The organism is Methylomonas sp. BW4-1, from assembly GCF_052474385.1.
Genome location: NZ_CP184125.1, coordinates 5,143,226 through 5,169,180, shown reverse-complemented (window position 1 = coordinate 5,169,180; position 25,955 = coordinate 5,143,226). Strand labels below are relative to the sequence as shown.

The 25,955-nt window shown below is 55.0% G+C and carries 17 protein-coding genes, 1 other RNA gene and 1 pseudogene; 3 read left to right on the top strand and 16 right to left on the bottom strand.

Translation table 11 applies throughout. The annotated features are described in order from the left end of the window. Positions 1-35: 35 nt before the first annotated feature. The 8 genes and pseudogenes from ACH5Y9_RS24040 to rluC form a co-directional block, all read right to left on the bottom strand. Complete coding sequence (locus ACH5Y9_RS24040) at positions 36-374, bottom strand: histidine triad nucleotide-binding protein (RefSeq protein ID WP_445367856.1); 339 nt, start codon at positions 372-374, stop codon at positions 36-38. Positions 375-382: 8 nt separating this feature from the next. Beyond that, positions 383-979, bottom strand: a complete 597-nt coding sequence (gene recR / locus ACH5Y9_RS24035) for a recombination mediator RecR (RefSeq protein WP_192392987.1) — start codon at positions 977-979, stop codon at positions 383-385. Between the two features lie 2 nt (positions 980-981). Beyond that, entirely contained in the window at positions 982-1,305 is a 324-nt protein-coding gene (locus tag ACH5Y9_RS24030; RefSeq protein ID WP_026147014.1) for a YbaB/EbfC family nucleoid-associated protein, read from the bottom strand. Positions 1,306-1,321: 16 nt separating this feature from the next. Next, positions 1,322-2,921 (bottom strand): annotated as a pseudogene (gene dnaX, locus ACH5Y9_RS24025) (DNA polymerase III subunit gamma/tau). 33 nt (positions 2,922-2,954) lie between these two features. After that, positions 2,955-3,051: signal recognition particle sRNA small type (gene ffs / locus ACH5Y9_RS24020), an RNA gene on the bottom strand. A 116-nt stretch (positions 3,052-3,167) separates the two neighbouring features. After that, entirely contained in the window at positions 3,168-4,151 is a 984-nt protein-coding gene (gene sppA / locus ACH5Y9_RS24015; protein ID WP_445367855.1) for a signal peptide peptidase SppA, read from the bottom strand. A 7-nt stretch (positions 4,152-4,158) separates the two neighbouring features. Beyond that, positions 4,159-4,806: an HAD-IIIA family hydrolase gene (locus tag ACH5Y9_RS24010; protein WP_445367854.1), complete on the bottom strand. Its 648-nt coding sequence runs from the start codon at positions 4,804-4,806 to the stop codon at positions 4,159-4,161. Continuing rightward, positions 4,790-5,749, bottom strand: coding sequence for a 23S rRNA pseudouridine(955/2504/2580) synthase RluC (gene rluC / locus ACH5Y9_RS24005; protein WP_445367853.1), 960 nt, complete (start codon positions 5,747-5,749; stop codon positions 4,790-4,792). Before rluC ends, ACH5Y9_RS24010 begins: the two co-directional genes overlap by 17 nt. A gap of 418 nt (positions 5,750-6,167) precedes the next feature. On the opposite strand from rluC, the gene ACH5Y9_RS24000 reads away from it, so the two are divergent. Further along, entirely contained in the window at positions 6,168-8,402 is a 2,235-nt protein-coding gene (locus ACH5Y9_RS24000; RefSeq protein ID WP_445367852.1) for an Rne/Rng family ribonuclease, read from the top strand. Positions 8,403-8,467: 65 nt separating this feature from the next. On the opposite strand, the gene ACH5Y9_RS23995 is transcribed toward ACH5Y9_RS24000, so the two are convergent. Next, positions 8,468-9,352, bottom strand: coding sequence for a carbon-nitrogen hydrolase (locus tag ACH5Y9_RS23995; RefSeq protein WP_445367851.1), 885 nt, complete (start codon positions 9,350-9,352; stop codon positions 8,468-8,470). 15 nt (positions 9,353-9,367) lie between these two features. After that, complete coding sequence (locus ACH5Y9_RS23990; RefSeq protein ID WP_445367850.1) at positions 9,368-10,399, bottom strand: agmatine deiminase family protein; 1,032 nt, start codon at positions 10,397-10,399, stop codon at positions 9,368-9,370. Between the two features lie 1,493 nt (positions 10,400-11,892). On the opposite strand from ACH5Y9_RS23990, the gene ACH5Y9_RS23985 reads away from it, so the two are divergent. Both ACH5Y9_RS23985 and ACH5Y9_RS23980 read left to right on the top strand, forming a co-directional pair. Further along, a complete protein-coding gene (locus ACH5Y9_RS23985; RefSeq protein WP_445367849.1) occupies positions 11,893-12,087 on the top strand; it encodes a hypothetical protein in 195 nt (64 codons plus the stop codon). A 19-nt stretch (positions 12,088-12,106) separates the two neighbouring features. Further along, positions 12,107-12,436, top strand: coding sequence for a hypothetical protein (locus ACH5Y9_RS23980; RefSeq protein ID WP_445367848.1), 330 nt, complete (start codon positions 12,107-12,109; stop codon positions 12,434-12,436). A 47-nt stretch (positions 12,437-12,483) separates the two neighbouring features. On the opposite strand, the gene ACH5Y9_RS23975 is transcribed toward ACH5Y9_RS23980, so the two are convergent. From ACH5Y9_RS23975 to ACH5Y9_RS23950, 6 genes are all read right to left on the bottom strand, one after another. Then, a complete protein-coding gene (locus ACH5Y9_RS23975; protein ID WP_205450216.1) occupies positions 12,484-13,524 on the bottom strand; it encodes an IS481 family transposase in 1,041 nt (346 codons plus the stop codon). A gap of 383 nt (positions 13,525-13,907) precedes the next feature. Beyond that, the gene (locus tag ACH5Y9_RS23970; RefSeq protein ID WP_445367847.1) at positions 13,908-14,873 is read right to left on the bottom strand and encodes a tetratricopeptide repeat protein; all 966 of its coding nucleotides are present in this window, start codon (positions 14,871-14,873) and stop codon (positions 13,908-13,910) included. Next, complete coding sequence (locus tag ACH5Y9_RS23965; protein ID WP_445367846.1) at positions 14,873-18,694, bottom strand: eCIS core domain-containing protein; 3,822 nt, start codon at positions 18,692-18,694, stop codon at positions 14,873-14,875. The genes ACH5Y9_RS23970 and ACH5Y9_RS23965 overlap by 1 nt, the downstream gene beginning before the upstream one ends. Before the next feature lie 3 nt (positions 18,695-18,697). Beyond that, entirely contained in the window at positions 18,698-20,677 is a 1,980-nt protein-coding gene (locus ACH5Y9_RS23960; protein ID WP_445367845.1) for an ATP-binding protein, read from the bottom strand. Then, positions 20,670-22,268: a hypothetical protein gene (locus ACH5Y9_RS23955; RefSeq protein ID WP_445367844.1), complete on the bottom strand. Its 1,599-nt coding sequence runs from the start codon at positions 22,266-22,268 to the stop codon at positions 20,670-20,672. The genes ACH5Y9_RS23960 and ACH5Y9_RS23955 overlap by 8 nt, the downstream gene beginning before the upstream one ends. A gap of 9 nt (positions 22,269-22,277) precedes the next feature. Further along, positions 22,278-25,952 (bottom strand): hypothetical protein, encoded by a 3,675-nt coding sequence (locus ACH5Y9_RS23950; RefSeq protein ID WP_445367843.1) that lies wholly within the window; start codon positions 25,950-25,952, stop codon positions 22,278-22,280. Positions 25,953-25,955: the final 3 nt, after the last annotated feature.

Genomic DNA, 25,955 nt, shown 5'->3' with positions numbered 1-25,955 from the left:
AATTTCGCGGCTTTTTTATGCTTTTTATATCCGGGTTAACCCGGTGGCCAATGCATTTGCCTGCCCGCTAGCAGATGTAGATGTAAGTGGTGGACAGTCTGTCCTCCATCGCCGTTGCAGTTGAATACCGTTCGATAACCGCTTTCCGCATACGCCAACTGGCCGGCAATTTTAGCGGCAGTTTGCAACATCAATCCGCCCAGCAAAGCATCGTCCAAATCATTTAAATTAGCGACGTGGCGCTTAGGGATGATTAGCACATGCAAGGGCGCTTGCGGATGTATATCCCTGAACGCCAGTAGTTGCTCATCCTCGTAAACCACATCTGGTTTGATGTCACCAGTAGCCATTTTGCAAAACAGGCAATCGCTCATGTGTCCTCCTAAAATTCGCGGCGACCGTTGAAGGCGTGCGCCAAAGTGCCGCTGTCGATAAACTCCAACTCGCCACCCATCGGTACGCCGTGAGCAATGCGGGTGGCGCGGATATTGAATTTGCCGGCGACTTCGCCGATGAAATGCGCAGTAGCCTGACCTTCCACGGTGGAATTGGTGGCCAGAATGATTTCCTTGATTTGCCCACTCGCCATGCGTTGCTCGAGCAACTCGAAACCAAGCTGATCGGGACCAATGCCATCCAACGGCGACAAGCGGCCGTGCAATACAAAGTATTTGCCCTTGAAGGTAGTGGCCTGATCGATCACCCAAACGTCGGCAGGACTTTCGACCACGCAGATCGTCTCCGCATCGCGCAGCGGATTGGCGCAAACTTCGCACAACTCCGCTTCGGTCAAAGTCCGGCATTCGCGGCAATGGCCGATTTCGTTGACGGCTTTTGCGAGCATTTTGCTCAACTGCATGCCGCCGTCGCGGTTGCGCTGCAATAGATGAAAAGCCATGCGTTGCGCCGATTTCGGCCCTACGCCCGGCAGGCAGCATAGGCTTTGGATTAACTCTTTCAGCAAACCCTGGTTTTGCATGCTTAGAATGGCATTTGGAAACCGGGTGGGATCGGGATGCCGGCAGTAACATCGGCCATTTTTTCTTTTTTCATTTTACCGACTTTATGCACCGCGTCGTTGATCGCCGCCGCCACCAAGTCTTCCAACATATCCTTGTCGTCACCCACCAAAGACGGGTCGATACTGACCTTGCGGACCTCGCGTTTGCCGGTCATCACTATCGTCACCAAGCCTCCGCCGGACTCGCCTTGCACTTCCATCGCGCCCAATTCTTCCTGGGCTTTTTTAAGGTTGTCTTGCATTTTTTGGGCTTGTTGCATGATGCCCGCTAGCGCATTTTTCATCATTGTCTCTCCAATATTAATTCAGTGGCTCGATACTGCCAGGCATGATTCTGGCGCCAAACGTGTCTTTCAAAGCCTGCACATTTTCATCGCTATTAATGCTATCGACTGCCGCTTGCTGCCGATCTTCGCGCGCTTTTTGAATTTCCAGCGCCGGTGTCATTTGCTGCTCTACTTGCTTGCTTATCAACAGTTTTAAAGGTTTACCGTAATAATTTTGCAATGCTACCCTTAGGTTGTCCTCGGCTTTAGTCCCGACTTGCTGGAAGCTCGGATCGAGCAGCAAGCGGCAACTGCTGTCGTCGATCCCGTCCAACACGCAGTTATTCGCCAGTTCGCGGGTACGCCCGCTGATATTCAACGCGGCTATAATCTCGGTCCAATTGCTCGGTTTGACGACTTGTGAGACTGATAACGGACGCGGCTCTTCGATGGATTTGGCGCTGCTCTCCACAACCGCAACCGGCGCCGGCGTACTGGCAACCGACTTAACGACCGGCGGTTTGGCCGGCTCAAGCGTTTGGGCTTCCGCAGTTTGCGGCCGGAAAGTCAGCATCCGCAACATCACCATTTCAAACCCGCTGCGCGGATCGGGCGCCAGCGGCAGATCGCGTTGGCCAAGCAAGCCAATCTGATAGTACAGTTGCACATCTTCCGGCAATAAAGTCTTGGCGAGCATATCCAACAATTGCTTATCAAATTCCTGATCGACGAAATCCGGCATTTGCTGTGACAACGCGACCCGATGCAATACCCGCAACATCTGCTGCAGAATATCGGCGAAATCCGGCGTAAGCTCGGCCACATCGGCGATTTTTGCCAGCAAGGCCCGTGCATCGCCTGCCGCCAAGGCCTGCAACATGTCGTCGATAGGCTTCTGAGCCACGGTGCCGAGCATGCCGATCACCGCTTCCGCTGTAACGCTACCGCTACCGTACACGATGGCTTGATCGAGCAAGCTCAAGCCATCGCGCAAGCTGCCGTCAGCGGCTCTGCCCAACATTTTTAGCGCGGCCGGTCTCGAAGGCAATTTGTTCCTGGCCCAAGATGAACTGCATTTGCGCGTCGATTTGCTCCGGCAGCAACCGTTTTAGATTAAATTGCAGGCAACGCGACAATACCGTGACCGGAATTTTATGCGGATCGGTGGTAGCCAGCAGAAATTTGACGTGCGGCGGCGGCTCTTCCAGGGTCTTTAACAAGGCGTTAAAGCTATGCCCGGACAGCATGTGTACTTCGTCGATTAAATAGACTTTGTAACGGCCTTGATTGGGTGCGTATTGGGCATTGTCGAGCAGATCGCGGGTATCCTCGACTTTGGTGCGGGAGGCGGCATCGACTTCGATCAGGTCCATGAACCGACCTTGTTCGAAATCCCGACAAACCTGGCATTCGCCGCAAGGGTTGAAATCTTTTAGATCTTCGCAGTTGATGGCTTTGGCGAGAATCCGCGCCACCGTGGTTTTGCCGACGCCGCGGGTGCCTGTGAACAGATAGGCGTGATGCAATCTATCATGTTGCAAGGCGTGCATTAACGATTGACTGACATGCTCCTGACCGACAAGCTGCTTGAAGTTGCTGGGACGCCATTTTCTGGCAAGAACCTGATAAGCCATTAGCAACGCGGAAAGGCAAGAGTTGGGCGGCTACTGCGCCAGCCACATCCCGGCACACGAGTCCGCTGCTACCGTTGCTTCCTTCCGGACCTGGCGGGGTTTACAGCGTATCGTTGCGAGAGGACCGACACAGTAACCATAAAACATCAGCAAGACGCTGAAGAGTGGCGCATTATCCATAAAAGTTCATCGATAAGCAACTGTCTTGCCAAAAATTAAGTAAATAAATGGATAACACGCGCCGGACTACTGCATCGCCGGCACAGGCAAACGGCTGGCGATAGCATGACCGAACGAAGCGCCGAACTTGCCGGCCAAGCGGTCGATCAGACGCTCTTGAGGAGTAAAGTTTACTTTCTCTTCGGTGCCGAACTGGTCGCGGGCCACGCTATCGACGCTACCGAAATCATCCGCCAATCCCAGCCTGACGCCTTCCGTGCCGGTCCAAATCAGCCCGGAGAACATCTCGGGCGCTTCGGTTTCCTTCAAACGCTTGCCGCGTCCTTCCCGCACCGCACCTATAAATTGTTGGTGTACTTGGTCGAGCAATGACTGCATATGCTTGCTTTCTTGCTGATTGACCGGCGAGAACGGATCGAGCATGGCTTTGTGTGCGCCGGCGGTTAACAAACGCCGCTCCACGCCCAGTTTGTCCAATACATTAGTAAAGCCAAAGCCGTTCATGATGACGCCAATAGAGCCGATGATGCTGGCCTGATTCACGAATATTTTGTCGGTAGCCGAGGCGACATAATAACCGCCGGATGCGCACATATCGCCCACCACCGAATAAATCGGCAATTGCGGATGCTTGGCTTTCAAGCGCCTGATTTCATCGTAAATGTAAGCGGATTGCACCGGACTGCCGCCGGGTGAGTTGATATTGAGGATGATACCCTTGACATTTTTATCCTTGGCCGCATCACGTAAGCCCTCGATCACCACATCCGCACTGGCGGCCTCACCTTCGACAATCTGCCCGAGCACATCAACGATAGCCACATGCTCGGAGGTGCCGGACTCGATATCCTCCTTGAATTTCGGATAAATCGCTATACCCAGCACAACGGCCAAATAAGCAAACGTCAGCAACTTGAAAAATATTCCCCAACGGCGCGCCGCTTTCTGTTCGTCGATTGCGGCAAACGCCAATTTCTCCAGTACCGATTTTTCCCAACCGGGACTGTTTTCAGCAATATCTCCGGGAAGATCTTGTTTATTCTCCACCATTTGTCTCCTATATGATTCCGATTAAGTCGGTGGGGTAGTTCACACACAACAAGGGATTGTATTTTTGCAAGGTTGCAGCGGAATGCGCCCCGCAAGTGACACCGATTGACGCGACTCGGGCATTTAAGGCCATTTGCAAATCATGCACCGAATCGCCGACCATCAAGGTGCGCTGTTTCTCCACACCCAGTTCAGCCATGATTTCATCCAGCATCAGCGGATTGGGCTTGGAAGCCGTTTGGTCCGCACAGCGCGTAGTACAAAACAAATCCGCTGCACCGGTCGCATTCATTGCTGCATGCAAACCCGCGTTTTTCTTGCCGGTCGCCACAGCCAGACGATACCCTTGGTCACGAAACTGCTTCAACATTTCATGCACACCGGGAAACAAGTCGTCAGGGCCGATTTGTTTGCTAAAAAAAGTTTTCGTGTAATCGGCAGCGATCTTTTGCCGGATCTCGGACTCTTCATTCGGAAACAGTTGCTTCATCGCATTTTCGATGCTCAAGCCGACGATGTCTCTGACCGCCTGCGCTTCCGGCACTGCACATTCACAACTCATCGCCGCTTGTTGGATGCAATGCACGATCCAGTCCACCGAATCCATTAAAGTACCGTCCCAATCAAAAATGATTAAATCAAAGCGGTTTTTCATGATTCAGCAATTCTTGTAAATCCTCGGACAATGGCGCGGTAAAGTGCAGCAAGGCACCGCTGACGGGATGCGCAAACTGCAGTTGCTCGGCGTGTAAAAACAAACGCTTGTATCCGCGCTTTTTAAAGGCTTTATTCGTATCGTCATCGCCATACCGATCATCAGCCACAATCGGATGCCCCAGCCAAGCAGCATGTACCCTAATCTGATGGGTACGGCCTGTTTTAGGCGCGGCATGTACCAAGGTGACATCCTGAAACTGCTTCAGCCGCGTGAACAAGGTTTCGGCGGATTTGCCTGCCTGGCTGACCACTACCATCCGCTCGCCGCCCTGGGCGACGTTTTTCAATAAGGGCACCTCGACTAACTGCTTCTTGCGTTGGAACTGCCCAACCAGCAAGGCCAGATACGTCTTCTGAATACCATCGCCGCGAAAAAGTTCATGCAATAACTTCAATACCGAACGCTTCTTGGCAATCAACAGACAACCGGAGGTTTCCTTGTCCAGCCTATGCACCAATTCCAAAAACTTCTGCTGCGGCCGAATCTGTCTTAGCCCCTCGATCACGCCGGAACTGACGCCGCTACCGCCATGCACGGCAAAGCCGGCCGGCTTGTTCAGCACGATAAAGCCGTCGTCTTCGTAAAGAATGTGGTTTTCCAGGCTGAACTTCAAGGTGGGTTGGACGATGATTTCGTCTTTTTTTTCCGCGACTCTGACCGGCGGGATTCGCACAATATCGCCCAACTGCAACTTGTAACTGACGTCGATCCGGCCTTTATTGACTCGAACTTCGCCCTTTCTGACCATGCGATAGATGCGGGTTTTGGGAACGCCTTTGAGATAAGTGATCAGAAAATTATCGAGCCTTTGTTCGCTGTTTGCCTCGGTAATCTCCAGCCATTGGACTTGCGGATTGGTCTGATTTTCTGCGGTATTCATGCGGCAAATAATAACAACATATCCGCCAGCCATGTTTAAAATTGCTGCTGTCAATAAACATTGCTATATTAGGCTAGTTTATCTTTGGATAGACTTTAGCTATAAAAATTTAAAGACCGGGGTTTCAGCGTTGTGTCTTCGCGCTGACCTAAAAGAATTTTTTCGGGTTTTATCGCTCAACCCATGATGAGCGAGCTGCATCCTTAGAATAGAGTTCGGTATAACAGACCTCCCACTTTTCAAGCGCCACCCTCGGCAATGCCGATAACCCGCTGCGACAATTACTACAACTAATTGCAGTTTTCCGTCAGTCTGGCCGCTCACTTAAGTACATATGGGGAAACACGCCGCCTTTGTCCGCGACAACCAAACCTGTTTAAGCTCTAAGTAGGATACAAATTACAATAAGGATAATTTAATGAAAAGAATGCTTATCAACGCCACGCAGCCCGAAGAGCTGCGAGTGGCATTGGTAGATGGTCAGAAACTCTATGATTTCGACATCGAAGTTCCTTCAAAAGAACAAAAAAAATCCAACATTTATAAAGGTATCATCACTCGGGTAGAACCCAGCCTAGAAGCCGCCTTCGTTAATTACGGCGCCGAGAAACACGGTTTTCTGCCGTTCAAGGAAATCGCCCCCGAATACCGGACCGGCGACAGCGAAGAGGGTAAATCCTCTAAATCCAATATTCGCGAAGGCCAGGAAATTGTCGTTCAGATTGAAAAAGAAGAACGCGGCAACAAAGGCGCGGCGCTAACGACTTACATCAGTTTGGCCGGCACCTATTTGGTACTGATGCCGAACAACCCCAAAGCGGGCGGCATTTCCCGCCGTATCGAAGGCGATAACCGCAGCGAATTGCGCGAAACCATGGCCGCCCTGGAAATCCCGGACAGCATGGGTTTGATCATCCGCACCGCCGGTTCCGACAAAAACGTCGAAGAACTGCAATGGGATTTGAACTACCTGCTGCAACTGTGGGAAGCCATCGACCGCTCCAGCACCGAGCAAACCGCGCCCTTCCTGATTTTCCAGGAAAGCAACGTCATCATCCGCGCCCTGCGCGATCACTTGCGCGGCGACATCGACGAAATCCTGATCGACCAGGAAGGCGCCTTCAAACTGGTGCATAACTTCCTGAAGCAGGTGATGCCGCATAATCTGCATAAGGCCAAACTGTATCAGGACAGCGTGCCGCTATTCAGCCGCTACCAGATCGAAACCCAGATTGAAATGGCCTATCGCCGGGAAGTGTCATTGCCATCCGGCGGCTCGATCGTCATCGACCACACCGAAGCCTTAACTTCTGTGGACATCAACTCGGCGCGCGCCACCAAAGGTAGCGACATCGAAGAAACCGCGCTGAACACCAACCTGGAAGCCGCCGACGAAATCGCCCGCCAGCTGCGCTTGCGCGACTTGGGCGGCTTGTTCGTCATCGACTTCATCGACATGATGTCGAACAAAAACCAGCGCGAAGTGGAAAACCGCTTGCGCGACGCCTTGAAAATCGACCGCGCCCGTATCCAGACCGGCCGCATCTCGCGCTTTGGTTTGATGGAGATGTCCAGACAACGTCTGCGTCCCTCGCTGGGCGACTCCACACAACTGACCTGCCCGCGCTGCAAGGGCCAAGGCACCATCCGTAACGTCGAATCCGTCACGCTGGCCGTATTGCGTTTGATCGAAGAAGAAGCGATGAAAAAAGGCACCGAGCGCGTCATCGCCCATTTGCCTATCGATTGCGCCACCTTCCTGCTCAACGAAAAGCGCGCAGCAATTCAGGAAATCGAAACCAGATTGCAAGTCGGCATCATCGTGCTGCCGAGCAAACACCTGGAAACCCCGTCTTACGACATCGAACGCATCAAATCCGCAGGCGAAAGCAGCGAAGAAAAAGCCAGCCATTTGCATATCAAGGAAGAAGACATCACGGTACCGGAATTTGCCAAGCAGGCCGGCCCTAAAGCCGAAAAAGCCGCGATTAAGGAGTTTTTACCGGACTCCCCCGCCCCCGTACAAAACAAAAAGACCTCTGCCGGTCTAATTCAACGTTTCTGGCAGCGTCTGATCGGGAATAGCAAAGCCGCCGAAAACGGCGAAGCCTCTGAAAAAAGCAACGAAGACAAACCCAGATCCGGCAGAAACAATCGCCGGGACCGTGGTGATCGCGGCGACAGAGGAGAGAGGGGCGAGCGCTCAGCATCAGGCCGTAACAACAACCGCCGTAACAACAATCGCCGTCCGCCCAACAACCCGGCAAATACCGAAGCTACGGGCAGCGCTCCAGTCGAGCCAAAGCAAGCCGTGGTGATTGACCAGGAAAATACCGACGACGCGACTACAACCGCAAAAAGAGAAAACGGCAACGGTGGCCAAGAACGCAGCCGCCGCAGCCGCAGCCGCAGACGGGGCCCGCGCAACGGCGGCGAGAGACGCCCCGAGCAAAGCGCCGCTGGCGAAGCGGGCGAAAATAGCCCAACAGGCAATCAAGGCGGCGAACGTCCAGCCCCAGCTCCAAGCTATTCCGAAAGCGGCGAAGCGAGTAGCCAACCGCGCTCTTATGACAGAGAGTTCGCCGAGCGCAGCAACAATCGCCACAGCGAAACACCTCAAGAACCTGTCAGCCGCAGCGCCAGCGAAGACTGATAAAAAAGCCGGACAACAGTTCTAGCTGTTGTCCGGCTTTCTCAAAGCGCTGGCATCATCAGTCTTTAATCGATAAAGCGTCTCTTCAAATCCGCATACTCATCTATCCGGCGATCACGCAAAAACGGCCAGATGCGTCTGACGTCCTCGCTGCGCTGCGCATCAAGCTCGGCAAATAACAACACATCCTGATTATCGCCAGCGCTGCTTAAAATCTCACCTTGCGGGCCGGCGATAAAGCTATGTCCCCAAAACTGAATACCGGGCGCTTGATCCGGCGCCGCTTCAAAACCGATACGATTGCAGGAAATCACCGGAATGCCGTTCGCCACCGCATGCGCACGTTGCACGGTAATCCAAGCATCGCATTGACGCTGCTTTTCGGCCGCATCGTCCTCGGGATTCCAACCTATAGCGGTGGGATAAATCAACAAATCGGCGCCAGCCAACGCCATGAGCCGCGCCGCTTCTGGATACCATTGATCCCAACAGATCAGCACGCCCAACTTGCCTATCGAGGTTTTGATCGGCGTAAAGCCCAGATCGCCCGGCGTGAAATAAAACTTCTCGTAAAATCCCGGATCGTCGGGAATATGCATTTTCCGGAAGGTGCCGGCGATGCTGCCGTCCTTATCGAACACCACCGCCGTGTTATGGTACAAACCCGGCGCACGTTTCTCGAAAATGGTCGAAACGATCACCACCTTATTGGCCTTCGCCACTTCAGCCAGCGTGTCGCAAGTTGGGCCGGGAATCGGCTGCGCCAAATCGAAACACCCGGTGTCTTCGCTTTGGCAAAAATAATGATCCAGATGCAGCTCCGGCAGCACCACCAGATCGGCATTCTGCCGAGCGGCTGTTTCGATTTGGCTGATCGAATAAGCCAGATTGGCTTCCCGGCCGCGATTGCAAGGCTGCTGCACGGCGCAGGCGATAATCGATTTTTTCATGAGTCGGACAGATTCTTAGAAATTCAATTTAACGAACGCCGGCACCTGCATGCTGGCACAATGCAAACTGCCGTATTGATGCACCAGCGGCCGGCATGGCGTGGCGATGATTTCAAGATTCGGGAAGCAGCCCTTCAAGCGTTCCAGCGCCACCGCATCCATCGCGTCGTCGTAAACCGGCACCAATACCGCGCCGTTGATAATCAGGAAATTCGAGTAATTGGCCGGCAACTGCTGGCCTTGTTCATCGAAAATCGGTTTTGGTAATGGCAGCGCCACCAACCGATAGGCATCGCCGCCTTCTGTCTTAAAGGTTTTTAGCTGCGCTTCCATATTTTTCAGGCTTTGGAAATGTGGGTCTGCGCTGTCGTCGCAACTGGTATAAGCGATAGTGTTGGCATCGCAAAACCGCGCCAGCGTATCGATGTGCGCATCGGTGTCGTCGCCGGCCAGATTGCTTTGCTCGACCCACAAAATCCGCTTCGCGCCCAAATAATTTTGCAGTTGACCGGCTATCGCCGCTTCCGACAAATCCGGATTGCGGTTGGGATTGAGTAGACAATTTTTAGTGGTCATCACGGTACCTTGCCCGTCCGACTCCACGCTGCCGCCTTCCAGCACCAGATCCAGCGTGGCAGTGGGATGACCTTTAAAAATCGGATGCGCAAACAAGGCCAAATTCAAGGCGTCGTCGGCCGCATGCGGATATTTTTTACCCCAGCCATTGAATCGAAAGTTAAGCAGCTGCACGCTGGCTTTGGGATGTTGCCATTCCATCGTCAAAAACACCGTATCCCGCAGCCAAATATCGTTGTAATCGGCCTGCACCATATGAATTTTTTCGTTGTGGCCCAGTTGCGTCTGAATATGCTGCTGATGCTCGCCGTCTTTGCAAATAATCACCAAGGGCTGAAAACGGCTGATGGTAGTCGCGACAAAATGGTAGGTGTCTTCGACGGCGGACAGATTGGTAAAGTCGCCGCTGTGGTGCGGCCAAGCGATGATCACGGCTGATTGTGTTTCCCATTCTGCTGGAAAGCGAATCATGAGTACTCCCTGGATAATGTGGCTTTGAGAAATAATGCCTTATTGTATCAATGCTGACCGGTTAGGCCTATTCCACGGAATTTTAAATGTAATCGGTGCATGTTTGGATACGGAGGCAAGGTTCCAGAGGTTTGCCGCTAACACCGAGAAACAGTTGGGATGCGATTCGAGAAGCAGGAAGGGAGAAATAACCGGAGTTGGATGATGAGCCCGCCGGCGGGGGATTCCACAGCCTAAACTGTAGTCTCCAACCCGCCAGCCTACCGCCGATGCCGTTGACGAGGTCAGACTCAAGGTCTGTAGTCAGTCAGAAATTCCGAAATTTACCGTGAGGCCGCACTAACCAAGACATCTGCCATCATTTCAGCCAATTATGAACACAATACGAAACCACGATTGCTCGAGGGATTCGACGCCACTATGCACCAATTTGAATCTTTCCGTACCCGCTCTTTACGTGGTAATTGCCCCTAACGTTCAATCCTCAGACAGGACACGCGTTGCCGCTCATTTGTTCCACTCGTCATCGACCGCTTGCGCGGTTTTAACACCGCAGTAGCGCTCTGCGTTTCATTCTGGCCTTCCCGCCGATTTTTTCAAGCGGGAATATTGATTTTGCGGGCGGTTATTGACGCAGTTTCAACAATTAAGGCATCAAGCGGGACGTTGAAACTAACGCCGTATCCCTTAGACTTGATACCAATTAGAAACAAATTAGGCACGCTTACTAATAACCTTGGGACGCTATAAAGCGTTTAGCGCGGATTGAAAATCAGGCCTGGAAAGCGCAATGGCCTTAATGCGGCCCGTTGCGGTCTGCCGTTCGATCTGCTTCAATGACAAAAGCTTGGTGGCTAACTATCTCAGATGATAAAAGGACAGGAAAATCGTATGCCAATCAAGATATTGTCTGATAGCACTGGGTAGCGATGAGTATCAAGGGTAATGGCGAATGTTGGCGCTGTGCTTACAAACTACGGCAACCCGATTATGCGTACGAATCGAAATGCGCCGGCTGCCGCACAGCCACGCGCGTCTGCCGCAATTGTAGATTCTTTAGTAATAGCGCCCCGAACAAATGCAGTGAACCAAAGGCCAAATTGATTACCAACAAGCAACGCGCCAACAGATGCGAATATTTCGAGCCTTTGTGATTGCTATTCCACCCTAGACCAAGCCATACGTCGCAACTAAAAGCCGCTACCTGCCCTGATCTAAAGTAGGCCAAATATTCCGATACGATTGCACCGGTATTGAAATCATGGAATTTGAATTGGCAAATTGTCACAACCGACCCTTTGCCGCCTGTCAGCCAAAGTGATCTAATGCCGGGGATTTGACCGTTACCAGTCATAGGCACCTGTGGCCGATAATAAACAGAAAGGAAACTTAGATGCAGATCAATAAAATACCGTGCCGAAGACTATTTTCTGGTAGATATACGGTTAACAGCTTAATAACTTGTTAGGCACCACCATCACATTGGAGTAAGAATGATCGAAAAATTTAAAATTGAAAGCGAATCCGAGGCAGATGCTTTTCTAAGGGATCTATTGTCCAACCAAGAATATCGCTCCATGAATGAGGTCGAATATCGAGCTCAAGAACTAATCATCAACGAGCCACTTCGGAAATATTTCATGCACAAGGCGCAAGAGCTGCTAAAGGTAAATGCACCAACATCCTAGATCATTAGAGGTGGAATGAATGACCAGCCAGTGGAATGACGAGCTATTAAAAAAGTTTGTTCTGTTACGAAACGCGCTTAGGGCAGCAAAGAAGGAAAAGAACTATCAATGCGTTCTCTCTGTCGGGTCGAGCATTCTTGAATTGGACAAGCAAGCTAACTTCCTGAAGATCGCAACTCCAATCTTTCAGAAGGACATGGCGGAGGCATATATCAAGTTAGGTGATATCAATTCCGCCATCGAGTATCTGCTTGCGGCGAAGGCTGGATTTGAGGAGCGAAGGAATAACTCTGGTGATTGGCAGAAGGATATTGAGTTGATTGACAAGAAACTTGTAAAGTTGTATTAGCTCAGACCTGATCTGACAGTTACCGTTTTTGCGGGGTGTCTGTCAGATTAGATTTGGTTCAGATTTTTTTGAGCCCAAATCTGTTTTCCATCCAGCAAGGTATCCATCGGCGTTCTGCCGTTGCACATTCTGCCCTGATGAGTTCGGTCATTGTTGTAATAAACCAGCCATTCGTCCAGATCTTTTTGGAGTTCATCCAGGTCGCTATAGAGCTTTTTGCGGAACGTGACCTGATAGAACTCCTGCAAGATGGTCTTATGGAAGCGTTCGCAAATCCCATTGGTTTGCGGTGACATGGCCTTGGTTTTGGTATGGTCGATGTCGTTGATCGCCAGGTATAGCTGATAATCATGCTGTTCGACCTTGCCACAATATTCTGTGCCGCGATCCGTCAGAATGCGTAGAACGGGTAATGCGTTGGCTTCGTAGAACGGCAATACTTTGTCATTCAGGATATCCGCTGCGGTAATGGGCGTTTTGGTTGTATACAACTTGCAGTGTGCGACTTTGCTGTAGGTGTCCACGTAAGTCTGCTGGTATATCCGCCCAACCCCTTTGAGGTTGCCGACGTAAAAAGTATCCTGCGAACCCAGGTAACCGGGATGGGCTGTTTCGATTTCGCCGCAGGCTTGATCATCCTGCTGCTTTTTCTCCAACGCCGCAATCTGCGCATCGCTCAGCATTAACCCTTCGGCGGCTACCTTGGCTTCCAGTGCTTTAAGCCTCTTTTTAAAGTTCTCCAGGTCATGCCGTAACCAGATGGAGCGAACGCCGCTGCCGGATACGAATACCCCTTGTTTACGCAGTTCATTACTGGTTCGATGCTGTCCATGCGCTGGCCACTCAACCGCATAGGCTTTCACTGCCAGCTCAATGCTTTCATCGACGCGATTCTTCAGATTCGGAGACCGGCGGTTTTTGTCGATTAAGGCATCAATGCCACCTTCGGCTACCAGCTCTTGATAACGATAAAACGTATCGCGCGAGACACCCATCACCTTGCAGGCTCTGGAGACGTTATTCAGTTCTTGGGCTAAATTTAACAGCCCCGCTTTGTGTTTAATGATCGGATTGTTTGTATGGATCATGAGAGTTACCTTTTGTGTTTTGTGTAAGGATTCGACACCCCTATCAAAACCGGTAACTCTCATCTTTTCAAGTCGATGTGTCAGATCAAGTCGTGACTAATACATCCAAGCAGACGGCTCCGCCGCCGCTTAATTCCAAGACCATGAGGTACGCAGACTATAGGGTGCTGCCGTCAGGCGCACCGTTCGCGATCATTGCGCCTCGCATGGCTCGGCATAACCTATAGGCGTTAGATCAATCAACAGACATTCGTCAGAAGAACCATCCGTCCGAAATTGGCCGTTGCCCGCCCCTCAAATATTCCATTTCAGCAAATCGCTTAAATACTTTAATACTCGAAACCTTCCGACTCGAATTAGAACACCCACCTGCCTCAATAAACTCAACTCACCAACAACATCTTTCGCGCCTTAACCCCGTAAACATCATCCGGCAAATCCGCCAGTTGCCGCAGCAATTGCGTGCCGGATTCCTGCTCGCCGTTTTGTTGCAAGGCCAGGCCTAAATAGAATTGATATTTGCTGGACGCGCGCGCGGCCTCGCTTATAGCCGCCAGCTGCTCCAGCGCCGCAAGCGTATGCTGGCCGGATAACAACACCACCGCCAAATCAAGGCGCGAATCGTCATCGTCCGGATTATGTTCCAGTAAATGCTCGAACTGGGCGATGGCGACATCGCGCTTACCCAGACTCAGATTCACCAAGGCCAGATGCCGCAAGGCGTTACTATCGTCCGGATTCAGCGCCAGTGCGGTTTCCAGCGCTTCGCGGGCGCTGCCCAGATCGTTACGCAGGAAACAGGTAATACCCAGTTGCGCCCAGGCTTCTTGATGTCTGTTGTCCAGTGCCAAAGCCTGCTGATAATGCTGCAAGGCCTCGGGCAGCCGTTGCTGAGCGGCCACGGCGATGCCCAAGCGGGTATGCAGCTGCGGCGCGTTGGGTTGTAGTTTCAAGGCGCGGATCGCCGCATACTCGCCGCCCTGAAAGTCGCCGAGTAAGACTCTGATGCGGGCCAGATTATCCCAAGCCGTCACATTGTCTGGATCGCAAACGGTAGCCTGCTCCAGATGTGCCAGGCCCTGACTGGCCTGACCGATATTCACCAGCACCTGTCCGATATTGCAATGCGCCATCGCCATATTCGGCTTCAGGCGCAAGGCGGTACGCAAATGCACCAAGGCCTCCGGCCACTCTTGCCGCTGCGCCAGCACAAAACCCAGATTGTTATGCGCGCTGGCATTGTCAGCGTCCAATTCCAGCGCCGCCCGATACAAACGCGCCGCTTCGGCCAGGTTACCGGCCTGATGGGCGATTACTCCTTCTCTGAGCAGATCGTTAAGCGCATTCATCAGGCTATCCTGGCAATCAAACCACTCAAAATGTCGCCCGGCGAAATGTCCGGCACCTCGAACTGCACGTCATCCAGCGATACATCGAAGGGTTGTCCTTCGTGATAATGCACCGGCAGGCTGATACCAAACTTGTAATCCGAACCAAATTGATACGAAGCCAGTTGCCAACGCTGGTCGTAAACGCTAAAGCCCAGCGCCGTCACCGCCACGTAACCGGAAATATCAAAGGTAAAGCTGGGTTGCGCGGATACCGCCAGCTTGGCGGTCAAATCCAGGCCTGTGGCCGGCGTCCAATCCACATGCACCCCCGCCTCCGCCGCACCCTCAATACCCAGTTTGCCGCCTATCTCCAGGCCGCCGGTGGCGCTGGCGCCGGTAATGCCCAGACCGATACCGGCCCGCACCGCCAAGCGCAACCCAGCATCGGCCGGCACTTTAAGATGCGCGTCGCCGGTAATTTTGGTGTCTTGCTCGTGATCGGGATTGTAGGTCAAACCGATTTTCAATTGATCCAGGCTACCGGGGCCAATGCCCGCCGTCGCACTCAGATTGCCGCCCACTTCCGCGACGATACCCGGCACAATCGGTACTTGCGTGGCAACGGCAAACAGCGATTTGTTGATCTCCTTGCGCGGAAAGATCTCCAACGAACTGGGTAAACCCAATTCGCCGGACACAGTAATCTCGCCTTTCTCGTCCAATGTCAATCCAACAGTCGCTTTCAACCACGGCGCGGCAGTGACATCGACCGTGCCGCTGCCCCACACCTTGATCGGTTCGGCCTCGCCGCCACCTTCACCGACCACGGCTTTGGCATTCAAATCGATATTACCGGCCAGCATGCTGCGTTTGTAATTGGCCGTGAGTTTGCCATTCAATAAGCCGTCTTTATAATCCAGTTTGATTTTGGCGCTGGCGTCCAATCCGCTCAAATCGGGCTCTAACTCTCCGCCGCCGCCCAATGACCAGACGTCGCCCTTGCGCTCCGCCGAGACATTCAGCTTGCCGGCCTTGATACGCGGGATGGTGTCGGACAGCGTCGCCTCGCCGCCCAAGCTGATATTGCCGGTATCGTCGGCATGCGCAGACAGTTTGGCGCCTTTAAAGCCGGGCACGGAAACCTCGGCGTCGCCGGCAAAATCGATGGCTTTTTTGGCATCGTCGTAAGCTAGGGTAAAACTGGCTTTTTTGATGCCTTTCAATGCGCCCGGCTTCAGGCCCAGCGTCCCGGAGGCTTTAATGCCTTTGGCGCTGTCATAGTCGATACGCCCCGCACCCGTGAACAGCTGTTTATCAAATTCCAATTGGCCGGCCATCGCAAAGCCGCCGGCGGTGGCACTGCCTTCCAAAGAGCCTTTAGCTAGTTCGCCAATGTGAAACTCCACCAAGCCGGCGGCGGCAATCGGCGTGGCTGCGCCGGCACTCAGCGTCAGCGAACTGCTATCCAATTGGATAGGCCCTTTCATATCGAATTCATCGGTGGAAAAAGTTTTCGAGAACACCAGGTCGCCGCCAACCAACGCCACGTCGACAGTCGTGCCGGCCAACAGCGGAATACCGTCGATGGTTAAGACGCCGCCGCCGACGATATTGGCGCTGGCATCCATATCGGCGTTATTCAGCGCAATCGGGCTCAAAGTCTTGGCTTTAAAAGCGTTGCGATAAGCATCTGCTACCTGACCGGGCGGAATATGGCATAGCGTCGGCGCACCGCTGCTGACAAAATTTAGTGTAGTGTTTTGTGCATCGACTTTTTTGGTTTTGGGCATGGTCAGCGTCACCGTACCGCTGCCGGCGGTGCGGTTGAAGGTTCCGCCAACCACCGACATGCCGCCCCAACTGCCGGCGTCGAAAGTTTCGCTGCCGGGGTCGCCCTTCAAGGCGCTCACAAACATCACCCCGGCGCCGGGACGCGGCAGCAGCCGCAATTTATCGTTGGCAAACAGATCGGGCGCATTAGATTTGGTGGCTTTTTCCAGAGGCTTCAGGTGTTCCATCTTCGTGACGCGGTCCGCCTGCCAACAGATGCCCGGATTGCCGCCGACGGCCCCCTCGAATTTCACTTCGTCGAAAAACAGTTTGTCCTGATAGCTGGTTTTAATCGCGTCCAGTGCAGCCGACGCCGGATCTTTGGCGGCGGTAGCCGGTGCTGCGCCGCCTCCCGCGGCAGGGGCCGGAGTAGGCGCCGCGGCATTCGCAGCCGGTGCCGGTGCAACTCCAGGGGCGGCTTTGCCCCGCCCCGGCAACGGTTTGGAGAGATTTTCCGGCAAGTCGCCACCACCTTCCACTTCGGGCGGAATGGCCGCGCGTATCGCCTTATCGATGGCGTTTTTAATCTTGCTACCCGAACTGCGATTGGCGCTGGCATCCAGTAATTGGAAGTTTTCCAGCTTGTCCGCATCGCCGCCCAATTGCAGTTCCAGAATATGATCGACATCGAACAGATGTGGCGCGCCCTGGCTATTCCACCACGGCAGAATGGCCTGCTCGCGAATCTCGCTTTCGCTGCCGATCAGATAGCCTTGCCCGCCGCCCCCGGCTTTCAGCTTCAACGCATATTGCGTGCTGGCACCATTGGTATCCGGCAAGGTGTTATCGCTGCCGAGGTAGGGTTTTAAATCCCAGCCACCGGACGACGGTTTGATCTGCTTTTTCCAGTCGTCAATCTGGTTGGTACGCTCGTCGGCTTGCGGCAATTTCCAATTGGTCAGGCCGCCGTATTTGGCGCTGAACTTTTCCTGCATGCCCGGTTTTTGCGGCAAAGTCAGCAGGGGCACATGCAATTCCCCACCCTTCAGCGTACCTTTACCGGCACTTTTGGCACCGCCCGCCGCGGGAGCGGCAGCAGGTGCCGCCGGCGGCGCGCGCATCAAGCGCTGCACCCCGCCGCCTTGTTGCACCACATGGCTTAGTTCATGCGCCAGCAGTTCGCGCCCGGCATCGGCATCCGGCGCAAATTCGCCGGGCGCGAAGTACACATCGTTACCAACGGTAAAGGCGCGGGCATTCAGTTGTTTGCACAAATCCGCCGCTTCGGCATCGTTATGAATGGTCACCCCGGCAAAATCCGCCCCGAGTTGTTGCTCCATCTCGCGCCGGATATTTTCCGGTAACGGCGCCCCCTTACCCCGGCTTTCCTCGATTCGCGCCTCCACCGACTGCTCGACTGTGTTTGCTGACGCGGCTGATTCGGTATCTTCAGACTGTTCCGCTTGCTCGGCGGCAGCACGATTCAAACGGGTTTGCGCGACCGTTTGCTCCTCATCCGCCGGTTTGGATTTACGTAACAAACGCGCGGCGGACGTTGGTTGTTCGTCTGTTTTTTCGGGTCCTGCGGCCTTACGAAATAGCCGAGCGGCCTTGGGCTTTTCTTCTTCCTTGGTTTTACGACTCAGACGTTTGAGCTGATCTTGTTTTTTATCCTCGGTTTCCACAGAGCGCTGCGCGGCAGGGCTTTTCTTGTCCTCATCCGGCTGTTTCGCCCGGCGCACCGGCTTTTGCTCCTCTTCAGGTTTTGCGGCATTAGCCGCAGCCCGGTTCAGCCGCCGCAACAAGCGTTGAGCGCTGGGCACCGGCTTGCTGGAAATCATCTCTTTGTCTTCCTTCACCCCCGGCTGTTCGTCAGTTTTTTGGGCGCGGCTGACTTCCTGAGCCACCTGGTCCGCTTCCTTTTCTTCGGGGTCATGCGGCTGGCTGACGGCCATCTTGCGTTGCAGATACGCCGGCTGGCGCTGCTTTTTCTCTTCATTGGGTTTGGGCGGCGCGCTGGTTTTGCGCTGCGGCTGCTTTTTGCGGAGTTTGGACGCCAAGGTTGCCATAAGCTAACTCCTTAACTGTTTTAACTGCGCCGGCGGATTGCGGCCCAGTTTTTGATATTCGCGCTGTAAAGCCGACAATAAGGTCTCAATGCCGATAGGCTGATCCGCTGGACTGCTACCGGCAGCGGTCAACACCACATTCCGAATCTGGCCGCCGCTGATGTCGCAATAGCTAGCCAGCGTTTTGCATAAATCGTCGCTGGGGTTGCGTTGACCGAAATGGCTGCGCCATAAATCCAGGCGCTCCTGAAACACCGGCATGGGAAAATCCACAATCGCATCCAACCGGCGAGTAAAAGCATTATCGATACGCTCGCGGCTGTTGGTGGTCAGAATCGTGATGCCGGGGTGGTTTTCGATGCGGGTTAATAAAAAGTTGGTGAGCATATTGGCGTAACGTTCGCCACTTTGCTGGGCCTCGGTGCGGCGGCCGAATAAGGAATCGGCTTCGTCGAACAGTAGGATGGCATCGGCGGCGGCAGCCAGATCCAACAAAAGGCCCAGATTTTTCTCGGATTCGCCGACATATTTGTTCATGATCGCCGCCAAGTCCACACGGTACAGCGGCGCGCCCAGCGCGGTCGCGACATAACTAGCGGCCAGGGTTTTGCCGGTGCCGCTGTCGCCAACGAATAAGGCCCGCAGGCCGGCATTGCGCGAGGCTTGCAAGGTTACGCCCAAAGCTTCCCACAACGATTCGCGGCTGTGCGCGCGGGCGATGAAATCGTGCAGGTATTGCTCCACCAGCGGCGGAAATACCACCGCTTCGCGTTCGACGCGCCGCCGCACCGGCTCGGCCAGCAAGCGCAAGCGTTCCGCGCCCAAATCGCGGCGGGCTTGGGCAATGTGTTCGGCATGCAATGCGCTGCGGCTTTGTTCCGCGCGCAGCACCGCATTGCGCGCCACTTTCTGGATCACCGGACCGCTCAGCAAGGCACTGGCGGCACGGCGGGCCAATTCCGCATCGGCGAGGTAACGCGCCCAAAGCTGGCGGCGCTCGGCTTCGTCGGGCACACCCATTTCCAATTCCAGCAAATCCTGACCGGACACCGCATCACTCATCCCCAGCACAATCACATGGGCGATATTGGGTTTTATCGCCGGCAGCTGCCAGCTTTCACCGGCCGAGACCTGCACCTTGATGACCGGCAGCCAGCCGGCCAGTTGGCAGGCCAGCGGTAAGGCCGGCTGCTGTTGCCACAAATCACTCGGCACTTCGATGGCCGTTAATCCCAACAAACCGGCCAGCTCGGCGGCCAAAGCCCGCCGGCCGCAGCCGCTGTTGCCGCGTATTGCCAAGCCGCGCACTTCGCCTTTCGCCAATAAGGTCGCCAAATGCGGTAATTGCTTGCGGATACGTTGCGGCAGCAACTCACGGTCTGTCAACGCAATCACTCGGCAACCCGGCCAAATCGCCGGCCGGCCGCACAATACCGACCACAAGGCCGGCTCGATGCGCAATGGCCGGAGCGACAACGGCCCCGATCCTTCCAGCAACAACACCTGCTGTTGCACCAACGGCGTAGCATGCAAATCCAGCGCATCCAGTGTGCCGGCACCGAATAATTCGTCCAGCATCGTTAGCGCCAGATGCACCGCGAGGCGGTTGCCGGGATTGGGTGCTTGCAACTCGCTCAGCGTCAAGGTCACCAGATAATCGGTCTCGGCGCTGCCAACTACGGCCAGCAAAAAGGCTTGCGGCAGGTCGATATGTTGTTCCCGCAACCAATATCCAAACGGTCCGGGCAAGGCGCGTAACTGGGCGGCCGCGTGTTCGCGCATTTGTATCCAACTCGGCAGCACTTCCACGTTTAACAGCCGGGCGGCTTGCTGCCGCAATTGCTCGGATAATTCGCTGTCGCCCGGCATCATCCGTTCCCAGAATTCTGCCAAACCGACGCGCACCAAGGCCGCCAACGGTTGCTGCCGGTTAGGTGCTTGCAGATTTAGCGATTCGGCAAAGGGCTGCGGCGGCTTAGTCATAGTGAAAACTCACAACTCGGCCCAGCCACGGCAGCCAGCCCGGATTGATGTCCAGCCCGGCCAGGCGCACGGGCAATCGGATCGCCGACATCGGCGCGTATAAATCGATATGGCTGGGGCTGTAGTGAATTTGCCCGGTGAGCGCCAACAACTCAGGCTGCCAAACCCCGGTCTTGCCATACCAGCGCTGGGCCAAATCCAACACCTGTTCGCGGGCTGGTAGCGGCGGCAATCGGCCCAGTTCGCCGCTATCGTCCAGGCCCAATTGCCGCGCGATGAAATCGACCAGCGCATCGTCCTCGTCCAACTGCAATTCTTGCCCAAGCCGGTACAACCAGGCCCAGCCGCTAGGCAAGGTTTCGGCATGTTCCCGCATCAAGCAGCGCATCTCAGACCGGTTGAGCATATTCAGTAAATACAGCAAGCCGCCTTGCCGGGTATGAAATCCCGCAAACTCCAGGCCTGCGCTGGCCGGTTCTGGAGAAGAGCCCTGGGCAAGCGCCTTGGCAGGACGAGAATAGTCGGCCAATGCTAGGTTTGCAGCCATCGGCGTTTGCCGGACATCTTTGCCATCATGCTCGGCAAGGGGCTTGTGCGGTAATGGCGCCGGTATCTGCCGCTCGGTGTCGGCATCCAGTTTCGGATTGGCCTCGCCGTCTGTTTGCGCAAGGGCTTGATGGGCTTGGTTAAGCTGCTGCGCTTGCAAAGGGGGTTTTGCTTGCCGGGGCTGGATCGTTTCATTCGCGCTTACGGGCTTGGGCTTGGGGTCACCACTCGTCTGCGCTTTTTTGGCGTTCAGCATAGCCGCAAAACGGGCGGATAGAATAGCCAGCAGCCTAGCCGGCTGTTGTTGCAACAGCAGCGGTGCCAAGTCTTGGCCGATCAGCACTAAAGCCAATTGATAGCGGCCGTCGGCAACATCCAGCTCTTGCAATAGAGGTCGCCAAAGCGCCAACAATCCGGGCCTTGGCGTCAGTTGCTCAGCCCACGTCTGGTCATCGGAGGAGGATCGCTTGTCTGCGTTATCGATTTCAGAAAAATGCAGTTCGGCGATTTCCAAAACAGACGGCAAGCGAAAACCACTCATTCCGGCCAGCTCGACCGCTAATTGCCGAGCATCGCTGTCGGCCAGACTCAACCAAATAGCCGCCAATTCACCCCGTTGCGCCAAACGGGCACAAACCGCCGGCAATAACGCCAGATGTTCGGACACTATGCCGGATATGGCCCGCGACACCGGCAAATCAAACCAATGCGCCCAGCGTCGCCAATACCAATGCAAGCCGGCGCGGCCGCGCAGCAGATCCGTCAGCAAAGCCGCCAATAGCTCGGCCAGGCTGGCGAAGCGCATCAGCTGTTCGGGATGATTGCCGGAATTTAAGTGTTGCCGGGTTTGCTCGAGCAACTGCCTGGGCAGTTGCCGCGCCGTACCACTAACTTGTAGGCGGCGGATAAACACCCAGTTGTCCTGCCCGGCTTGCGGCCAATCCGCACTTTGCAAACTGTCGCGCACGCTTTCAGCCGCCCGTTGCTGCCCGGCCCGAACGGTCAGACGGTGTATCGCAACGGTGTCGGCGGCCAGCTTGGTCATAACTGCAATTTACAAGCGTTGCTGCGTCAGCTTATTCGCCACTACGCTAAAGCGGGTGTTGATCTTCACGCCACTTTGCAGCATATCGACGATGGTGACCTGGGTGCTTTGCGGACTATGGTCTTCCACCGCCAGCACCGCCACGACGCGCTGCTCGGTATCCAGCAATTGCAACCGGGTCCCCGGCAACGGCGGCCGGTTTAGTTTGACTTGCAAGCGCTCGCCGATTGCCGCCAAGCGTGGCGGCACATGCACGTTGCCGCGAATGATTTCCTGCGGATCGCCCAAGGAAGCATGAATCAGCACGGCCCGTATCATATTACGCATCGCGCTGCGGCTCGCGGCGGAGGCATCGCGGTCCAATTGCCGGAACCACCAGGCGATTAATTCGGACACGGTGCGGGCCGCGTTAAAATCGTCGGCTTCCGCTCTATCCATACCCGGCCACCAGGAGACGTCCTCGACGCGAATCTGATCGTCTTCGGCCAGTTGCCCCCATTGCAAACGCAAGGACGGCGGTAAAAGGTTAAGTTTTTCCAGCAAACAAAACTGGCAGTGCTCCAACTGCTCGCGCAATTCGTGGGCTGGTTTGCGCAGCGGTCCGGCAGCGCCGGCCAGGTCTGCCAAGGCCAACACTTTGGCGGCTGCCGCCTGAGTTTGCAAACTGCTGGCGGTAAATGCCGGCAAGCTGAAACCGGCCCACTGCTGCATGACGATCTGGGTTTGCAAATGCACGGTCTGCAGGCGGGCCTGCAAGGTATCGGTATTGGCCGGCGTCAACAGGCTGGCGGGTCTGGCTTTGAAGCGAGCCTGGCGCAATTGCCCCAAATAATCGAATTGCTGAAACGGCGGCAACTTGGGCCGCAACGGCTTTAGGCCGGCCCAGTCGTCCATCGGAATCTCGCAGATCGCCGCAAAAAACGGATCCAGCGCCGCCGGCAAATCCACGTCTTCTTCCCAGTCACAGCCGGGGACAATGTCATTGCTACTGCCATACCGCAAGGCCAGCGGATCGGCCAAGGCGGCGCTGACCGGCGTACCGCGCACTCTGACGTAATACAAGCCGCGCAACGCCTTGGTCAGAATACGGGTACGTTCGTTATTCAGTGTCCAAACCTGCCGCCAGTCTTCGTCCAACAAACGCTGCGCGACGCCGTAGTCGCCGAGTTGTTCGACGCGGAATCTGTCCATACCTTCCAAAGTTTCCCGCGCTACCCGAATCAGGCCGGCCAATTTGTCGATCTGCGCCAGTTTATTGGCTTGCTCGCGTAACTTGCCTTGCAATTTGCGTTCGATATTGTTGTAGCGCGCCTCGAAAATCGCGATCCATTGCGTCAAAATCCGCCCGGCCTTGAACAAGGCGTGGTAGCGATATTGGGTTTTTAACAGACTGGAGCGCTGCGGATTGTTCGGGGCGTTTTTGTCGGCCAGATTATCCAGCACCGCCGGCGACTCCAGTTTGCCGCTACGTTCGAAGGGGTTAGTGGCATTGGCGCCGGCCTGATCGTCTTCCACCACGCCGATTTTTTCCATCTGTTTGCGCAAGGTGGCGGCATCGGTGGGGTCGAATAAATCGGTCAGCGTCGCCAGCAATTCCTTCATCCCGTAATAGGCCTTGGCGTATTCATTGATTTCCGGGCTGATGTGATCGATCACCCCGAACCGGTATTCCTTGGCCTCGAAAGCCGGCTTGCTGACCGCTTCCTTGGTAATGCGCGACAACATATCCAGGCGGTTTTTATTGATGCCCAATTCAAACGCCGAATAGGTTTGCGGCTTGCTGGTCAACAAAAACGCCGACTTGGACACCGACGACGTAGACGCCAAGGCGTTGCTCAACAGATTGTTGCTCAAGGCACTGCTGGCGCTGATTTTCGGCGCAGCCATCTGACTGATCGCGCTATTGAACAGGCCCGCGGACGCCGTGGCGAAGACCGCTTTAGGCGCATTGCTGACCACGCTTTCGGTGTTGACAGCTTTTTCGACGTTGTTGGGAATTTCGGTGGCGTTGAGATTGGCGTACGGCAACCAACGCGCCACCTGCAAGCCTGTGCCGTCGCCGGCCACGCCGCCAGCCAGCGCGGCCAAAGCCACGGTTTGCGAATCCAGTTGCTGGCGTTGCAATAATAAAAAATCGCGGGTTTTCTCGACCCGGCTGCGGATGGCGCGAATCTGGTTTTCGATGGCTTCCAGTTCCACCAAAGCCACCGCGTACTGCACCACCAGGCCGTCGTCGCTGGGCGTGACAACCGGCGGCGGATTGCCGTCTGCACCCATCCAGTTACTGTAAAAATTGGGTAAGGCAGGCACGCCTTTGCTGTAGGGATAAGGCGTGCCGGGATTTTGCGGATCTTGTTGTTCGCTGTTGGCGCGGGCGATGACTTTCTGAAAAATCGTCAAAGGCAAGGCCGGCGGAATTTCCGGTTTAGGCAAATCCAGATTTTTGAATTGCGCCGGATCGAGCACCGCATGTTCGATAACACCTATGCCGCCAGCCAGAGGCGGGGTGTTGGAGGGTTCGACGAAATAGAGCGCATCGAATTGTTGGCGCCATTTGCGCCAGGCTTCGTAAGCGCGCATGTAAAACCGGAAAATATCGCTTTCCAGCACGCTGTCGGTTTGCGGAATATCCAAAAGATTGGGCCGATAATCCGGCTCGTTAACCGCCAGCAACAATCTAATCTTGTCGCCGGCCGGCTGGCGCAAATCGATCACCCGCCTGGCGATATGGCCGTTCAACAGCTCGATCACCGCTTCTTCCGGCACCGGCACCATATCTATGCCCAGATGACTTGGCAGCCAAAGTAGATTTGGTGTCGGCGTCGCAGGGTTTTGCAGCCAGTCCAGCGGCAACTGACCGGCTGCCGGTAGAAAATCCAGATGCAGATTGTCTTGTAAAAACTGCGGCAGTGGAATCCCGGCATTAGCCGGCAAACCGGCCGCCTGCATCACCCGCCGCATCGCCGCGCCGCTTTGATTCAGCAACACCCGGTAACCGCTGTTCGACACCGCTTCGTAGCGGCCGGCTTCCTGCGAGAGCCAGGCGATTCGGTAGCTGGCATCCTCGTTGCTCACTACCGCCAGCAAAGCCAGCGGCACGGCATATCCCAATTTGGCCATGAACCCCGCATCGACCCGGTCAGCGACTACCCAGTTTTCGATGCGGTCTCGTGGCCAGGTATTTACTGCCGTGTCGCTGATATTGATGCGCTGTAAAGCCAGGCTGCCGGCCAACACTCTTTGGGTGTCGCGAGTTGGATCCAGTTCGGTACGTTGGCAGGCATCGACACCCGGCCCGTCGATTTCCCGGTCGCCGCGCGTCAGCATTAAGTAATAAACACCCACCGCGCTGGCGACCTGATTGCGGTTTAAGTAGCTGTCGATCAAATCCTGCCACTCGGCGCGTAGCGGATAGTACAGCCCCAGTGCCTGGCCATTGGCTGCCAATGCCAGACCGGAACTGACACTGAAGCCCGGCTCGGCTACGCCATTTGGCCCCAGTTGTAAATCCAAGCCATGGACGATACCGGCGGTTTTGCTCTGTAAAACAGTAGCCAGCCGCGCATCGGCATACGCCTGCTCGCGGTCGAACTCTTCCTCGCCCAGATGCCGGCCGGGAAACATGTGTACCCGCTGCAAGCTGCGGGAGCTGGCGATGGGGTTATGCAGCAGAATCATGGACATGAT